At 64.5% G+C, this 15,177-nt stretch carries 16 protein-coding genes; all 16 read right to left on the reverse strand.

From position 1 onward, the window contains the following. Positions 1–869 (reverse strand): P-type conjugative transfer protein TrbL (trbL, locus tag WBB14_RS14465; RefSeq protein ID WP_424240450.1); only part of this gene is annotated, 869 nt, incomplete at its 3' end. After that, positions 866–1,165 (reverse strand): hypothetical protein, encoded by a 300-nt coding sequence (locus WBB14_RS14470; protein ID WP_424240451.1) that lies wholly within the window; start codon positions 1,163–1,165, stop codon positions 866–868. The genes trbL and WBB14_RS14470, both read right to left, overlap by 4 nt. A gap of 11 nt (positions 1,166–1,176) precedes the next feature. Next, positions 1,177–1,902 (reverse strand): P-type conjugative transfer protein TrbJ, encoded by a 726-nt coding sequence (trbJ, locus tag WBB14_RS14475; RefSeq protein WP_424240452.1) that lies wholly within the window; start codon positions 1,900–1,902, stop codon positions 1,177–1,179. Continuing rightward, entirely contained in the window at positions 1,899–4,367 is a 2,469-nt protein-coding gene (gene trbE / locus WBB14_RS14480; RefSeq protein ID WP_424240453.1) for a conjugal transfer protein TrbE, read from the reverse strand. The genes trbJ and trbE overlap by 4 nt, the downstream gene beginning before the upstream one ends. A 15-nt stretch (positions 4,368–4,382) precedes the next feature. Continuing rightward, the gene (locus tag WBB14_RS14485; protein ID WP_003103993.1) at positions 4,383–4,655 is read right to left on the reverse strand and encodes a VirB3 family type IV secretion system protein; all 273 of its coding nucleotides are present in this window, start codon (positions 4,653–4,655) and stop codon (positions 4,383–4,385) included. Then, positions 4,652–5,035, reverse strand: a complete 384-nt coding sequence (locus tag WBB14_RS14490) for a TrbC/VirB2 family protein (RefSeq protein WP_424240454.1) — start codon at positions 5,033–5,035, stop codon at positions 4,652–4,654. The genes WBB14_RS14485 and WBB14_RS14490 overlap by 4 nt, the downstream gene beginning before the upstream one ends. Continuing rightward, on the reverse strand, positions 5,032–6,102 hold the full coding sequence (trbB, locus tag WBB14_RS14495; RefSeq protein WP_424240455.1) for a P-type conjugative transfer ATPase TrbB: 1,071 nt from the start codon (positions 6,100–6,102) through the stop codon (positions 5,032–5,034). Before trbB ends, WBB14_RS14490 begins: the two co-directional genes overlap by 4 nt. Further along, positions 6,099–6,581, reverse strand: a complete 483-nt coding sequence (locus WBB14_RS14500) for a CopG family transcriptional regulator (protein WP_424240456.1) — start codon at positions 6,579–6,581, stop codon at positions 6,099–6,101. Before WBB14_RS14500 ends, trbB begins: the two co-directional genes overlap by 4 nt. Continuing rightward, entirely contained in the window at positions 6,578–8,599 is a 2,022-nt protein-coding gene (locus WBB14_RS14505) for a conjugal transfer protein TraG (RefSeq protein ID WP_424240457.1), read from the reverse strand. The genes WBB14_RS14500 and WBB14_RS14505 overlap by 4 nt, the downstream gene beginning before the upstream one ends. A 217-nt stretch (positions 8,600–8,816) precedes the next feature. After that, the gene (locus WBB14_RS14510; RefSeq protein ID WP_424240458.1) at positions 8,817–9,044 is read right to left on the reverse strand and encodes an EexN family lipoprotein; all 228 of its coding nucleotides are present in this window, start codon (positions 9,042–9,044) and stop codon (positions 8,817–8,819) included. A 16-nt stretch (positions 9,045–9,060) separates the two neighbouring features. Further along, a complete protein-coding gene (locus tag WBB14_RS14515; RefSeq protein WP_424240459.1) occupies positions 9,061–9,984 on the reverse strand; it encodes a LysR substrate-binding domain-containing protein in 924 nt (307 codons plus the stop codon). Between the two features lie 36 nt (positions 9,985–10,020). Beyond that, the gene (gene hisI / locus WBB14_RS14520; protein ID WP_424240460.1) at positions 10,021–10,539 is read right to left on the reverse strand and encodes a phosphoribosyl-AMP cyclohydrolase; all 519 of its coding nucleotides are present in this window, start codon (positions 10,537–10,539) and stop codon (positions 10,021–10,023) included. A 19-nt stretch (positions 10,540–10,558) separates the two neighbouring features. Then, entirely contained in the window at positions 10,559–10,993 is a 435-nt protein-coding gene (fur, locus tag WBB14_RS14525; RefSeq protein ID WP_424240461.1) for a ferric iron uptake transcriptional regulator, read from the reverse strand. Next, complete coding sequence (locus WBB14_RS14530; protein WP_424240462.1) at positions 10,986–12,383, reverse strand: dihydroorotase; 1,398 nt, start codon at positions 12,381–12,383, stop codon at positions 10,986–10,988. The genes fur and WBB14_RS14530 overlap by 8 nt, the downstream gene beginning before the upstream one ends. Continuing rightward, the gene (gene thrS / locus WBB14_RS14535; RefSeq protein WP_424240463.1) at positions 12,380–14,425 is read right to left on the reverse strand and encodes a threonine--tRNA ligase; all 2,046 of its coding nucleotides are present in this window, start codon (positions 14,423–14,425) and stop codon (positions 12,380–12,382) included. The genes WBB14_RS14530 and thrS overlap by 4 nt, the downstream gene beginning before the upstream one ends. Then, on the reverse strand, positions 14,422–15,150 hold the full coding sequence (locus tag WBB14_RS14540; protein WP_424240464.1) for a PIG-L deacetylase family protein: 729 nt from the start codon (positions 15,148–15,150) through the stop codon (positions 14,422–14,424). The genes thrS and WBB14_RS14540 overlap by 4 nt, the downstream gene beginning before the upstream one ends. Between the last annotated feature and the right edge of the window lie 27 nt (positions 15,151–15,177).

Raw genomic sequence — 15,177 nt, forward strand, 5'->3', positions numbered from 1 at the left:
ACAGCAACCGCAGCGCCAGCCGCGCCCAGCGCAGCACCGGCCATCGCGCCCGCTCCGAGCTGCGGCCCGCCGGACACCAAACCAGTGGCGATGCCCGGCCCGAAGATGCCCAGCGCCAGCAGGGTCAACGAGGCCAGCATGACGAAGACCGAATGGTCGATGGACGGCTCGGCCGGCTGCACCTGGAACTCGGCGAACAGGCCCGAGCCAATGCCCACGATCACCGCCAGCACCAGCACCTTGATGCCGGACGACACCACGTTGCCCAAAACCTTTTCGGCGAGGAACGCGGTCTTGTTCCACAGCGCGAACGGCACCAGCACGAAGCCCGCGAGCGTGGTCAGCTTGAACTCGATCAGCGTGATGAAAAGCTGAATCGCCAGCACGAAAAAGCACAGCAGGACGATCAGCCAGGCGAGAAACATCACGACAATGGGCGTGAGGTTCACGAACACCTCGGGAAAGCCCGCCATGTCCCCGATCTGCTTGAGGATTGGCGCTCCTGCATCAATGCCGACCTTCGCCAGCCGACCCGGCTGCAGGAAGTTCTCCATGCTCAAGGTCGAGCCGCTGGCCGTCAGGCCCAGGCCCGCGAACGAGCGGAACACGATGCCGGCCAGCCAGTTGAAGTTGCCGATGATGTAGGCGAAGGCACCGACATAGAGCACCTTGCGGATCAGCTTGGCGATCACGTCCTCGCCCTGGCCGGTGGCGTGGCTCATAGCCCAAAACAGCCCGGCGAGCGTCATGTCGATGACGATCAGCGTGGCCGTGAGAAACGCCACCTCGCCATGCAGCAGGCCAAAGCCCGAGTCGATGTAGCGCGAGAACGTATCGAGGAAGCGATCAATCACGGTTACGTCGTTCATGGCGAGTCCTCCTGCCCATGCCCGCCGCCATCAGTGGGTTCATCGAAGCTGGGCGGAATTGGCGGCAGGTCGGCGAGCGTCCGGTACTCGCCAGGGCCGGCCTTGCCGGAGAGAAAACGGCGCAGGTCGGCTTGCGCCACCCGCACGCAGAACGCGCCGCCATGCTCGCCCGCACGGCACTGCGCGCGCAGTGCGTGCAGCCGGGACGGGTCGGCGGCCAGCGCATCTACCGAAGGCGGCCGGTCGCAGCCGGCCAGCAGGGACGCGAGAGCGAACAAGACGGGCGCGTTCCTCATGACCGCACCCGTCAGTGGTTGTAGAAGTTGACGGGCTGCGGCGTGTACGGCGTGCCGCCGCCCAGGAAGCGCCGCGTCACTTCGCGCCCGCGCTCCGTGGCTGCGGCCTGACGTGCCAGTTCCAGCGCAGCGGCGCGATCCTGTGTGATCTGAATCCGCTGCGTCTGGATCGACTGCTTGGCCTGCAAGGCCAGCAACTGGTTCATGGCCTGCATCGCTTGCAGCGCGCCTTCGGCCGACTGGCTCTTGCCGACGAGATCGGCCAGCACGCTTTCGTCTTCGCCCAGGTTCCGCGACACCTGCGCCTGCATCTGCATGGTGGTCTGCAAGCCGTTGAGCGTGTTCCGCCAACGCTCCTGCGCGTCGCGGTACATCTGGTCGCCGCTGACGGTGGCGGCGTACTGCTCGGGGTACAGACGGGCGAACTGTTGATCCAGATTCGTCACGTCGTAGGCCAGGCCCTTGGCCTGCGCGATCAGTCGTTCGGTCGTCGCCAGGTTGGTGCGCAACTGGCCGACCACGCTGGACGGCAGGCTGGCCAGGTTGCGTGCCTGGTTCATCAGCATCTGCGCTTCGTGCTGGAGCTGCTGGATCTGGTTGTTGATCTGCTCCATCGTGCGAATCGCGGTCAGCGTGTTCTGCACGAGGTTCGTGGGGTCGATCACGACCCATTGCGCATGGGCCGTGGCGGTGCAAAGCATGGCCACGACGGTGGTGGCGAGAAGACGTTTCTTCATGGCTGGTACTCCAGTGGTTGGTCAGTAACGGAACCCGGCGTTAGGCCGGGGAACGAAGGCAGCAGGTCGGCCGCCCAATCGAGGCGGCGATGACGCAGCCAGGCACCCGCGAAGCCGGGCACGCCGGCATCCAGCAGCAAGCGATCCATGTCGCGCTGGTCCTGCGGCGTGGAAGCGCCCGCGAAGGCCAGCGTCGCCGGCCCCAGGTCGAGGTCGAACAGGCGATTGCCGAGGCGGGATTGGTAGTAGTAGTCGCGCTTGGGCTGCGCGGTGGCGACGATCTCGATCTGTCGGCTGTTGAGGCCGAAGCCCTCGTAGATCGTGCGAATCTGCGGCTCGGTCGCCTGCGGGTTTGGCAGAAAGATGCGGCTCGCGCAGCTTTCGATAATCGCGGGCGCGATGGTCGAGTCCTTGATGTCCGCCAGCGACTGCGTGGCGAAGATGACGCTGACGTTCTTCTTGCGCAGCGTCTTGAGCCACTGGCGGATGCGCGCAGCAAACACCGAGTCATCGAGGAACAGCCACGCTTCATCGAGGATCAGCAGCGTGGGCGCACCGTCAAAGCGTTCATCGAAGCGCGCAAAGAGGTAATGCAGCACGGCAATGACGGCGGCCTTGCTGTGCATCAGCTCCTCCATCTCGAAGCACTGCACGTCGGCTGACCCCGCATTGGCGATCTCCAGCCGGTCGTGATCGGCGTCCAGCAGCTTGCCGTGTGCGCCGCCCAGCACATAGGGCGCGATCGCCTGCCGCAGCGCGTTCGATTGCAGCAGTACGGACAGGCCGGTCATGGTGCGCTGCTCCACGGGCGCACCCGAGAGGCTTCCCAGCGCCGACCAGATCGCCGCTTTCTCGTCCGGGCCGACCGCCACGCCTTCATGCATCAGGCGGCCTTCGATCCATTCAGCGGCCCAGGTACGGTAGCCCTCGCGGTCGATGCTAGCCAAGGGCTGGAAAGCAATTTCGTCATCCATCCCAAGGTCGTAGTGCTCTCCGCCCAGGCCCAGGATCGTGGCTCGCATCGAGCGCCCCATGTCGAAGGCGAAGATGCGTGAGCCGCGATAGCGGCGGAACTGCATCGCCAGCGTGGCGAGCAAGACCGACTTGCCCATGCCGGTCGGGCCGGCGACCAGCGTGTGGCCCACGTCGCCGATGTGCGTCACCAGCCGGAACGGCGTGGCGCCGTCGGTGCGTGTCACGATCAGCGGGGGGGCGTCGAGGTGTTCGTTCTTCTCTGGCCCAGCCCATACCGCCGACACCGGCATCATGTGCGCCAGATTCAGCGTCGAGACGATGGGCTGGCGCACGTTGGCGTAAGCATTGCCGGGGAGCGAGGACAGCCAGGCATCCACGGCATTGAGCGTTTCAGGGATGGTGACGAAGCTCCGACCCTGGATGACGCGCTCCACCATGCGCAGCTTTTCGTCGGCGACCGCAGGGTCGGCGTCGAGCACCGTCACCGTCGCGGTGAAGTAGCCGAAGGCGACTTGATCGCTGCCCAGCTCCTGCAAGGCGGCGTCCGCATCCGCCGACTTGTTGTTGGCGTCGGTGTCCACCAGTGGCGACTCCTGCTGGAAGATGGTTTCTCGCAGCAGCGCCACCACATTCTTGCGCTTGGCGAACCATTGGCGACGCAAGCGAACGAATTCCTTTTCCGCCTCGGCTTTGTCCAGACAAAGAAAGCGCGTACTCCAGCGATAGGCAAAGCCCAAGCGATTGAGGTCGTCCAAAATCCCCGGCCAGGTCGAGGTCGGAAAGCCACGCACCGACGCCACGCGCAGGTGCGCATCGCCCAGCATGGGCGCCAGGCCACCAACCAGTGCGGAGTCGGTCAGTAGCGCGTCGATCTGGAACGGCACATCGGGCACCGCCAGCGGATAGCGCCGCGTCGAGATGGTCGCGTGCAGGTAGGTCAGCGTCTGGCTGTCGTCGAGCCAGGTGATCTCCGGCATCACGCCATCGAGCAGGTCAAAGACGCGATCCGTTTCCGCGATGAAGGCTTGCAGCCGCTCGCGCCAGTCCACGCCATTCGTCGGAGTATTCTCATAGAGCATCTTGGCGGCGCGGGCGCGTAATTCCTCCGGCGGCAGGTACACCAGCGTCAGGTGATAGCCGCTCTCGAAGTGATGGCCGGATTCCTCAAACGCGGCCCGGCGTTCTTCCTCCACCACCCACGAAAGCGGCTCGGGAAACTCCGAGTGCGGATAGTCGGCCGCAGGCCGACGCTCGGCTTCGATGAATAGCGCCCAGCCCGATCCCATGCGGCGCAGCGCGTTGTTCAACCGCGCCGACGTGGCGATCAGCTCGCCTTGCGTCGCGCTGTCGAGGTCAGGCCCGCGAAACCGGGCCGTGCGCTGGAAACTGCCGTCCTTGTTCAAGACGACGCCCGGCGCGACCAGCCCGGCCCAGGGCAGCCAGTCGGCAAGCAAGGCCGGGCGCTGGCGGTATTCGGCGAGGTTCAGCATCGCGGCGTCCTCCCCTCACACGTCCAGCAGCGGGCGGTGCTTGATGTGCCGGGCGAAGACCTGCATGAACTGCGGATCGACGCGCGCACCCCACACCGCCAGCGAATGGCCGACGATCCAGAGCACCACGCCGGGAATCCACAGTTGCAGGCCCAGGCCGACAGCGGCGGCCAGCGTGCCGTTGGCGATCGCCACGGTGCGCGGCGCACCGCCTAGCAGAATCGGCTCGGTCAGCGAGCGATGCAGCGGCACCTCGAAGCCGTCTGCAAAGGTGTCCGGGGCACTCATACGACGGCCCCGCCGGAGAAGCTGAAGAACGACAGGAAGAAGCTCGAAGCCGCGAAGGCGATGGACAGACCGAAGACGATCTGGATCAGCTTGCGGAATCCGCCGGACGTGTCGCCGAAGGCGAGCGCGAGGCCCGTGGCGATGATGATGATGACCGCGACGATGCGCGCCACCGGCCCCTGGATGGATTCAAGGATGGATTGCAGCGGGCCTTCCCACGGCATCGAGGAACCGGCGGCCTGCGCGGTTCCGGCCAGGAACAGCAGCAGCGCGGCCAGCAGCAGCCCTTGCCCCGCAGGGCGGGCCAGGCAGCGCAGCCGCGCAAGGCGCAATGCCGGATTTACAGAAACACGGAAAGCAGGAACGTACATCTGCGTCATGGCAGTTCTCCAGGTTGGTCAGGGGACGGGGAAGTCGCCGCAGCAGGTGCGGCATCGGGGATCGGCAGCAGCTCGGGAAACGGGGTTTCCATCGCGTCCGCCAGTTGGTAGCCCACGCCGTCGAAGCCGACGACGCGGGCAATGCTCTCGATGCGGCGCTTGCGCCCGCGCCCGGCGATGTGGATCACCACATTGACCGCCTCGGCGATCAGCGCACGGGGCGGGTTCACCGCCACTTCGAGAATCAGTTGCTCCAGGCGCAATAGCGCGCCCAGCGCGGAGCCGGCATGGATCGTGGCGATGCCGCCGGGGTGGCCGGTACCCCACACCTTGATGAGATCCAGCGCCTCGGCGCCGCGCACCTCGCCCACGACGACGCGATCCGGCCGAAGGCGCATGGACGAGCGCACCAGCTCCGTCATGGACACCACGCCTGCGCGCGTGCGCAGCGGTACGTGATCGCGGGCCGCGCATTGCAGTTCCACCGTGTCTTCGAGCACCAGCACGCGGTCGCCGGTGGCGGCGATCTCGGCAAGCAAAGCATTGGCGAGCGTGGTCTTGCCGCTGCTGGTGGCGCCGGCGATCAAGACGTTCTGCCGCTCGCGCACGGCGCGAACGAGAAAGCCCGCCTGGGCGGCGGTCATCATTCCGTCCTCGATGTAGCGCGACAGCGGAATCACGCCGATGGCGCGCTTGCGCAGCGCGAAGGCTGGCCCCGGTGCAGCGGGCGGCAAGATGCCCTCGAAGCGTTCGCCCGTTTCGGGCAACTCGGCGGACAGCAGTGGCTGGCCGCGATGGACTTCCGCGCCGACGTGGGCTGCCACCAGGCGGATGATTCGCTCACCGTCCGCCTCGGACATCTCCACGCCCATAGGCGCTCGGCCCGACGACAGGCGATCCACCCAAAGGGTGTGATCCGGGTTGAGCATGATTTCTACCACGTCCGGGTCTTCGAGCGCAGCGGCGATCAACGGCCCCATCGCCGTGCGCAGCATCTGAATGCGCCGGTCGAGCGAGGCCGCTGCGGATGAGCGCGGTTCGGGCGGGAATTGCGGAACGGCACTCATGACGCACGCTCCTGTGCTTGCGCGGCCGCGGCCGCCGCCGCGCCCTCCATCCGCATCCCGAACTCACGATCCTGGGGATGCAGTTCCTCCACCACGTCGCGCACCAGGCTGCGGCCCCGCAGTAGGTGGCGGCCAAGCTGCTCGGTGAACTGCTCGAAGCGCGCCTTGCCCTGGGCGCGCGCCGCGTCTTGATGCGCCTCGGGAACCGGCGTGCTGACGGTCAGGTAGTAGCGAATGAACAGCGCCAGCGTTTCGATGGTGATGTTCTGATCGCGCTCCATGCGCTCGGCCTGGCGCGAGAGGCGATCCAGCCGCTTGGCAATGGCCGCCTCGCGCTGGTCGGCGGCATCGGGCGACAGCCACGATGCGAGCGCCGCCGCGACGATGGACGACTTGGACACGCCTTTCTTGGCGGCCAGCTCGTCCAGGCGCTTGGCGTGCTCAGGCTGGATAAAGAGATTCAAGCGGTAGTGGCTCATAGTTCGATTCCGTCGTTCGGGTCGAGGGAAGCCAGCCGGGCCGTGCGCTGCAAGGCCGGGTCGAGCTGGCGCGGAAGGGGAAGCGGCAGGTCGTCGTCGTCATCGAGCAGCCCGAGGTCGGCCGCGGAGGCGGCCAGCTCGGGGTCGTAGGCGACGGGCTCCGAAAGTTCAGGCTGACGGCGTGGGCCACCGTCATCCGCCGAATCCAAGTTCTCCAGGCCATCAGCGGATTCCGTGGCCGGTGCGGCGCGTACGGCGGGAATCGCCAACCCGCTCCAGTCGTCGGCGCGGGCCGGCGGCGTGTCGGCGTACTGCCCGTCCGCCAGGGCGGGCGGTGGCAGCACGCGCTGCTTGAAATTGGCGTCCGCGTAATAGCGCAGCTTCTTGGCCTTGATCGGCGCCATGCTGGAGACCATCACCACGGCCTCGTCAGGCGGAAGCTGCATCACCTCGCCCGGCGTCAGCAGTGGCCGCGCAGTTTCCTGCCGCGACACCATCAGGTGGCCCAGCCAAGGCGCGAGCCGGTGGCCGGCGTAGTTGCGCTGCGCGCGCAGCTCGGTAGCGGTGCCCAGCGTCTCGGAGATGCGCTTGGCCGTGCGTTCGTCGTTCGTGGCGAACGTCACGCGCACATGGCAGTTGTCGAGGATCGAATGGTTCTGGCCGTAGGCTTTGTCGATCTGGTTGAGCGACTGCGCGATGAGGAAGCTGCGGATGCCGTAGCCAGCCATAAAAGCCAGCGCCGTCTCGAAGAAGTCCAGGCGTCCGAGTGCCGGGAACTCGTCGAGCATCAGCAGCAGCTTGTGGCGGCGAGCGATGCCGTCGGAGCCGTCGAGCGATTCAGTGAGGCGCCGGCCGATCTGGTTGAGGATCAGGCGTATGAGCGGCTTTGTCCGAGAAATGTCCGAAGGTGGCACCACGAGGTACAGCGACACGGGATGCTCGGCGGCGATCAGGTCGGCAATGCGCCAGTCGCACCGCGAAGTGACTTCGGCCACCGTCGGATCGCGGTACAGGCCGAGGAACGACATCGCGGTGCTCAATACGCCGGAACGCTCGTTGTCCGATTTGTTGAGCACTTCGCGCGCAGCGGAGGCCACCACCGGATGCGGGCCACCACCATCCTCGTTCACGAGGTGCGGCGTGGTCATCATCCGGTGCAGGGTCAGCTCGAATGGGCAGGCAGGGTCGGAAAGGAAGTTAGCGACGCCGCGCAGCGTCTTGTCCTTGCCCGCGTACAGCACATGCAAGATTGCCCCGACCAGCAGCGCGTGCGAAGTCTTCTCCCAGTGGTTGCGCTTCTCCAGCGCGCCTTCGGGATCGACAAGGATGTCGGCGATGTTCTGCACGTCGCGCACCTCATGCGCGCCGCGCCGCACCTCCAGCAGCGGGTTGTAGGCCGCCGACTTCGCATCGGTGGGGTTGAACAGCAGGCAGTGACTGAACCGGCTGCGCCAGCCTGCGGTGATCTGCCAGTTCTCGCCCTTGATGTCGTGGATCACGGCGGACGCGGGCCAGGACAGCAAGGTGGGCACCACCAGGCCAACACCTTTACCGCTGCGTGTGGGCGCGAAGGTCAGGACGTGTTCCGGGCCTTCGTGGCGCAGGTACTGGCGATCGTGCTGGCCGAGGAATACACCGGCCGGCTGCGTCAGGCCCGCCATGCGAATGTCATCTGCGTTCGCCCAGCGGGCCGAGCCGTAGGTCGTGACCAGGCGCGATTGGCGTGATCGCCAGATCGACATCCCGATGGCGACCACCACCGCCAGCAGGCCACTGCCACCCGCGATGGCGCCGCCGGTATCGAACACGCGCGGCGCGTAGGCGTCGAAGAAGAACCACCACTCGAACAGCCGCCAGGGGTGATAGACCGGCGTGCCGAAGAAATCAAACCAGGGCGAGCCAAGGCGTAGCTGATAGCCCAGGACGGCGGCTGTCCATTGTGTGGCACCCCACACGCCGACGATCACGATGCCGAATACGACGGCAATCTGACCGAACAGTACGTTCGTCCCTTGCATGACCTTGCCTCCCATCACGGCACACAGAGGTGCCGCAGCACTGAGGATCAAGGCACGCGCGCAGGCCGGTCAAAGGCCGTTATGGCGGGGATTCAGACCGAGAAAGCCAGATTTCTTGCAGTGGCGAAGGCAATAAAAATGCCGCAGGCGTGAGCGCGCTGCGGCGTGATAGGGTAACAACGAGAACTTCGTCGCAGCGAGGCGACGGCGAAGTGCGCTACTTGGATTTTTGCTCCGGCCTATCACCGAAGAAGCGCCTGTTGGCGGCTTCGGCAGCACGACGACAGAGTTCTTCACCGACCTTGGCGCGCTCTTCCTTGCATTGCCGTTGAATCTCCTTGATGCGCTCGGGATGGGCCACGAGGAAGTCCACTGTTTCCAAAGATTGAGAGGGGCTGCATGCGGTCAGCGCGGCGGCCAGCATCAGCAGCATCACTTTGTTCATGGTTCCAGTCCTTTCGCTAGGTGGGAGAGGCATCCTCGGCAGCACCGTGGTCATCCTCAGAGTCAATGAAGGCCACTCGTTCTATGAACCGGGCCAGCATCTCGGAAGGCTCTTCGGTACGACGCAGCAGATAGGTCGTGAGCATGGGCGGGGTGCCCGCCAAGCGCCGTGCCACGACGCCCGACTCGCGGCTGGAAGCGATGTGCGCAGCGCCGGCCAGGCCCAAAGCCAGACCGGCGGAAACCAGCGTCATCATCACATCGAAGGTCGATACGCGCTGTGCGATCAGCGGCTCCGGTTCGAGCTTGCGGAGAAAGCGGTCAACCTGGCGCGCATGACCTTCGCACACTGCTGGATCACCCAGTACCAGCGGGTAGTGCAGCACTTCCTCCAGTGGGATTTGTTTGAAGGCGAGCACAGGATGGCGAGCGGGCACCGCCACCATCAATTCGTCTTGCCATGCGGGAGTGACCACAATACCGTCGCCCGCGTCCTCGGCCATCGAAAACCCTGCGTCGTACAGGTCGTCGTGCAAGCCCTTGATCTGCTGGGCCAGCGGCACCTCGCACAACCGAACCTCTACCTCGGGGTCTTTCTTGCGGCATTGCGCCAGTAATGCCGGCAGGCGCGAGGGAGTGATGCCATCGGACAAGGCGATACGCAACTGCCCGTGAAAGCCATTGGTGGCGGACTTGACGCTATCGCGAGCCTGTTCCAGTGCTGCGAAGACACGTGGGACATGCTCCAAGAACAACCGCCCCGCGCGCGTCAGCTGTGTGCTGCGGGTGGTGCGAACGAACAGCCGGGCACCGAGTTCCTCCTCCAACTCTTTGATGGTGCGAGACAGAGGTGATTGGTCGACGTGCAGTCTCTCAGCAGCACGGGCGAAGTGTAGTTCTTCAGCCACTGCCAGAAAGCAACGAAGATGGCGAATTTCCATTCTGCCCCCCTACATCATCGATGTGCGACGTTCTGCTTACAGAAGCGTCGGGTTGGGCGCATCTCCGTAGATCAGGTTGGGATCAAAGGTTTTGCTCGACTCGGTGAATACCAGTTCCTTTCCTGCTGCATGCTCTTTGCCAACTGGAATGCGCCTGTAAAAGCATGAGCGATAGCCGACGTGGCAACTAGCACCAGAACCGGATACGCGAACACGTAGCCATACCGCGTCTTGGTCATCGTCGATGCGCATTTCTTCGACTACCTGCACCAAGCCGCTGGTTGCCCCTTTGTGCCACAGCGTTTTCCGCGATCGACTCCAGTAGTACGCTTCCCCAGTTTGGACAGTCTTCACCAAGGCTTCGTGGTTCATGTAGCCCAGCATCAGCACGTCGCCACTGTCGGCATCGGTGGTAATGCAAGCGATCAGATCATCCTGATCGAACTTGGGCGCCAGTTCCCGGCCTTCCTCGACCTGTTCAACGGATGTTCTTGCGTGCAACGCCACTGTCGCAGAAGCCAAGGTGGGGCGGGATGTATCAGTATTGGAGTTCATGTGTTTTCCTCGTTATGACTCATGCGGCACGACGGCGGTGTTCGCACTGAGGTGTGGTGCAGCGGCCGTAAAGGATGTGGGAATGCTCGACGACCTCGAAGCCATGTTCCGAAGCGATCAACCGCTGTCGCTGTTCGACCGCTTCATCATGGAATTCCTGCACGCGACCACATGTCGTACACACGAGATGGTCATGGTGCATTCCGTCATCCAGCTCGTAAACGGCTCGCCCTGCCTCGAAGTGCGCCTGCTTGAGCAGGCCGGCTTGCTGCAACTGTGTGAGCACGCGGTACACGGTAGCCAGGCCGACCTCGTGACCTTGCTTGAACAGCAGGCGATACACCTCTTCGGCTGTTAAATGACGTACATCAGCTTTCTGAAATATTTCCAGGATTTGCAGGCGAGGCAGCGTGGCCTTCAAGCCTCGGTTTCTGAGTTCGGTTGAATCAGGCATCAGACGCTCCTCTGGTTTCCTGTGACCACGATTCCAGGAACCGAACCGCCGTGCCTTGCGGCTCTCCGGTCAGGGCTTCATCACGAACGACACAGCACCCTCGCACCACTGTGTGGATGGGCCAGCCCGTGACGGCCTGGCCGTCATACGGCGTCCAGCCGCTGACGCTGGCGATCCAGTCCTTGCGGATGATCCGCTGTGCCCGTAGATCGACGATGCTGAAATCCGCGTCGTAGCCCAGCGCGATGCGACCCTTGCCCTCGATGCCGAAGATGCGGGCCGGCCCTGCGCTGGTCAAATCCACCAGCCGTTGCAGACTCAAGCGCCCGGCATGCACATGGTCGAGCATCACGGGCAGCAGCGTCTGCACGCCCGTCATTCCGCTCGGCGATTGTGGATAGGGTTTCGCCCTCTCCTGTAGCGTGTGGGGCGCATGGTCGCTGCCGATGACATCGACAAGGCCATTGCGGATCGCCTGCCATAGCGCATCCTGATGATGCTGCTCGCGCACGGGCGGATTCATCTGTGCCAGGCTGCCAAGGCGTTCATAGCATTCAGGTGCTTGCAAAGTCAGATGGTGGGGCGTGACTTCCACCGTGACGCGATGCTTGCAAGCCGCCAGGAACGCCATTTCCTCGGCGGTGGATACATGCAGGACATGGAGGCGTCGGCCGCACTCGACAGCCAGCCGCACGATGCGCTGTGTCGCCATCAACGCGCTGTCCACATCGCGCCAGACGGGGTGCTGGCGCACGTCCGCGCTGTCCACGGCGATGTGTTTGCGCTCGCGCAGCCGGGCTTCGTCCTCGGCATGCACGGCCAGTCGCCTGCGTCCATGACGCAGGATGCGGCGCAGCACTTCATCGTCATCCGCCAGCAGGTCGCCGAAGGAGCTGCCCATGAAGACCTTGACGCCAGCGCAGCCCGGCAGGTTCTCCAGTTCGGCCAGTTGCTCCGCATTCACGGCAGAGCCGCCGACATAGAAAGCGTGATCGCACCACGCGCGGCCACGGGCGGCATCCAGCTTGGCTTGCAGGTCAGCCGCGTTCAAGGTCAGCGGGGCCGTGTTCGGCATCTCGAAAATGGCGGTGACGCCGCCCAGCACCGCGCCGCGCGTGCCAGCCTCCAGGTTCTCCTTGTGCGTCAGGCCCGGCTCGCGGAAATGCACCTGACTGTCGATGACACCGGGCAGCACATGCAGGCCGGTGGCGTCCAGTGTGGTCTCGGCGCTCCATGTGCCGCAAAGATCGCCCAGCGCAACGATCCGACCTTGCGCGCAGGCCACGTCGATGCGCTCGGCCCCGCTCGGTGTCATGACGATTCCGCCCTGCACCAGAAGATCGGCTTGCCGGCTCGCCGATGGCGTGATGACGCTGCCGGTGGCATTCATGAGGCAGTCTCCAGCGCGTCAACCACAGCTTCGCCAGCGGTGTGCTGGCGGCTCAGACGAACGCACAGGCGGCGTTGCGCCTCGCTGCGTGCAGCGGCGTCCGGCGCCTGCGATGCCCGCAACAGCAGCGCCACGGCATCCATCAAGGGCAACACGCCCAGGTCTTGCCCTTCACGGCTGCGAATGGCAATGGAGCCTGTTTCGCGCTCCTTGGCCCCGGCAACCAGCAGGAAGGGGATGCGCTGCAACGTCTGCTCGCGAATCTTGTAGCCGATCTTCTCGTTGCGCACGTCGGCTTCGCAGCGCAGCCCGGCACCGCGCAGAAGCCGCGCAACGTCCTGCGCGTAGGTGCCATGCTCCTCGGTGATCGACAGCACCATCGCCTGCACCGGTGCCAGCCAGGCGGGCAGCTTGCCGGCGTGGTGCTCGATCAGGATGCCGGTGAAGCGCTCCAGCGAGCCGAAGAGCGCCCGGTGCAGCATGACCGGGCGCTTGCGCTGGCCGTCCTCGTCGACGTACTCGATGCCGAAGCGCTCGGGCAGGCTCATGTCCACTTGAAGCGTGCCGCACTGCCAGTCGCGGCCGATGGCGTCGCGCAGCACGAATTCGAGCTTGGGGCCGTAGAAGGCACCTTCGCCGGGGTTGAGGCGATAGGCCAGGCCCATGCCGTCCAGTGCCTGAACCAGTGCGCCTTCGAGCACATCCCAAGTCGCTTCGTCGCCCATGCGGTTCTCGGGGCGGGTGGAGAGCTTGATGCGCACGTCCTCGAAGCCGAACTGACGGTAGATGTCGAGCACCAGGGCCACAACCTCGCAGCACTCGGCATCCATCTGCTGTGGCGTGCAGTAGATATGGGCGTCGTCCTGAGTGAAGTGGCGCACCCGCAGCAATCCGTGCAACGCACCGGAAGGCTCGTAGCGATGCACCTTGCCGAACTCGCCCATGCGGATCGGCAGGTCTCGGTAACTTTTGAGGCCGTGGCGGTACAGCAGCACGCTGCCCGGACAGTTCATTGGCTTAAGTGCGAGCGCGCGGCCATCTTCGGTCTCGGTGGTGAACATGTGGTCGCGGTAGTTCTGCCAGTGGCCGGAGATTTCCCACAGGCTGCGATCCATCACGTCAGGCGAATTCACCTCCACATAGCCCGCATCCTGCTGGCGGCGGCGCATGTAGGCAATCAATTCCTGGAACACGGCCCAGCCGCGCGGATGCCAGAACACGGCACCGGGTGCATCCTCCTGGAAATGGAACAGATCCAGTTCGCGGCCCAGCTTGCGGTGGTCGCGCTTCTCGGCCTCCTCGATGCGCTGGATATACGCATCGAGCTGCTTCTTGTCAGCCCAGGCCGTGCCATAGATGCGCTGAAGCTGTTCGTTCTTCGAGTCGCCGCGCCAGTAGGCACCGGCCAGCTTGGTGAGTTTGAACGCCTTGAGAAAGCGGGTGTTGGGTACGTGCGGCCCCCGGCACATGTCCACGTACTCTTGATGGTGGTACAGGCCCATCGCCTGTTCGTCCGGCATGTCGTCAATCAGACGCAGCTTGTAGTTCTCGGCGCGGGCATTGAATATCTCGATCGCCTTGTCGCGCGGCGTCATCTGTTTGATGACGTCGTAGTCCTGCGCGATCAGTTCCTGCATGCGCGCTTCGATGGCGGCCAGGTCTTCGGGCGTGAAGGGACGCTCGTAGGCAACGTCGTAATAGAAGCCGTCTTCGATGACCGGGCCGATGACCATCTTCGCGCTCGGGTAGAGCTGCTTGACGGCATGGCCGATCAGGTGCGCGCACGAATGCCGGATGATCTCCAGCCCTTCCTCGTCCTTGGGCGCAATGATCTGCAATGAAGCGTCGTGGTCGATCAGTTCGCACGCATCAACGAGTCGGCCGTCGAGCTTTCCCGCCACGGTGTTCTTCGCCAGACCGGGGCCGATAGACTGTGCAACCTCCAGCACGGAAACAGGATGATCGAATGTTCGGCGGCTGCGATCCGGCAGCGTGACCGTGACCGCCACAGAAGCGGGAACAGAGCCTGGAAGCGCGTTCATAGCGCCTCCACCACCGAGGGGGTCAGTCGCATGAAGCCCTCAGCGTATTCGATGTTGCGAGCGGCGGTAATGCCGATGTTGCGCTTGGCCTGCACACCACGCTGTTGGGCGACGCGCGTGTAGTAGTGCCACAGGTGTTCCTGCCCAGCCATGCACTCGATGGCGCGGCGCTTGGTGTCCCACACTTCGGTGATATCCAGGAAGGTGTTCGGTTCCCAGCCGCACTGCTCGGGCTGGTGCGGCTCGAAGGCGTAGACTGGTGGAGCGCCAAGAATTTTCTGGCCGGGGTTGTGACCCTCGGCTTGGGCGATGACGCGCGCCTCCTGCGCCACGTGCATGGCCAGCGGGTGGTCGAAGTTGTAGGGGTCTTTCACCGAATGGCTCAGCACGAAGGCCGGTTGCAAGCTGCGGTACAGATCGACCAGCCGAAACAGCGTTTCATCGCTGACGCGCATCGGGTAGTCGCCAATGTCCCAGAACTCGACCTCGCCGCCCAGGATGTCGGCTGCGCGCTGGGCTTCTTCCTGACGTGCGGTCTTGACCTTCTCCAACGTCATGCCGGACTGCCGCCAGAGCTTGGCCGACTCGCCACGTTCGCCATAGGACAGGCAGACGATCTTGACGCGCCATCCTTGCTTGGCATGGCTGGCGATGGCTCCTCCGGCACGCCAGACGAAATCTGCCGAATGGGCACTGACGACAAGAGCACTTTTGGTATTTGGCATGGGTGAGTTCCTGTAGGTTTGATGAAG

Origin of the sequence: Achromobacter sp., from assembly GCF_049647645.1 — a bacterium.
In the GTDB taxonomy this organism is placed as follows: Bacteria; Pseudomonadota; Gammaproteobacteria; order Burkholderiales; family Burkholderiaceae_B; genus Achromobacter.

Coding starts and splice junctions, on each gene's coding strand:
- WBB14_RS14505 (WP_424240457.1), bottom strand. CDS start 8,599: ATGCAAGGGACGAACGTACTGTTCGGTCAGATTGCCGTCGTATTCGGC.
- thrS (WP_424240463.1), bottom strand. CDS start 14,425: ATGAACGCGCTTCCAGGCTCTGTTCCCGCTTCTGTGGCGGTCACGGTC.
- WBB14_RS14515 (WP_424240459.1), bottom strand. CDS start 9,984: ATGGAAATTCGCCATCTTCGTTGCTTTCTGGCAGTGGCTGAAGAACTA.
- hisI (WP_424240460.1), bottom strand. CDS start 10,539: ATGAACTCCAATACTGATACATCCCGCCCCACCTTGGCTTCTGCGACA.
- fur (WP_424240461.1), bottom strand. CDS start 10,993: ATGCCTGATTCAACCGAACTCAGAAACCGAGGCTTGAAGGCCACGCTG.
- trbJ (WP_424240452.1), bottom strand. CDS start 1,902: ATGAAGAAACGTCTTCTCGCCACCACCGTCGTGGCCATGCTTTGCACC.
- WBB14_RS14485 (WP_003103993.1), bottom strand. CDS start 4,655: ATGAGTGCCCCGGACACCTTTGCAGACGGCTTCGAGGTGCCGCTGCAT.
- trbE (WP_424240453.1), bottom strand. CDS start 4,367: ATGCTGAACCTCGCCGAATACCGCCAGCGCCCGGCCTTGCTTGCCGAC.
- WBB14_RS14500 (WP_424240456.1), bottom strand. CDS start 6,581: ATGAGCCACTACCGCTTGAATCTCTTTATCCAGCCTGAGCACGCCAAG.
- WBB14_RS14470 (WP_424240451.1), bottom strand. CDS start 1,165: ATGAGGAACGCGCCCGTCTTGTTCGCTCTCGCGTCCCTGCTGGCCGGC.
- WBB14_RS14540 (WP_424240464.1), bottom strand. CDS start 15,150: ATGCCAAATACCAAAAGTGCTCTTGTCGTCAGTGCCCATTCGGCAGAT.
- trbB (WP_424240455.1), bottom strand. CDS start 6,102: ATGAGTGCCGTTCCGCAATTCCCGCCCGAACCGCGCTCATCCGCAGCG.
- WBB14_RS14530 (WP_424240462.1), bottom strand. CDS start 12,383: ATGAATGCCACCGGCAGCGTCATCACGCCATCGGCGAGCCGGCAAGCC.
- WBB14_RS14490 (WP_424240454.1), bottom strand. CDS start 5,035: ATGACGCAGATGTACGTTCCTGCTTTCCGTGTTTCTGTAAATCCGGCA.
- WBB14_RS14510 (WP_424240458.1), bottom strand. CDS start 9,044: ATGAACAAAGTGATGCTGCTGATGCTGGCCGCCGCGCTGACCGCATGC.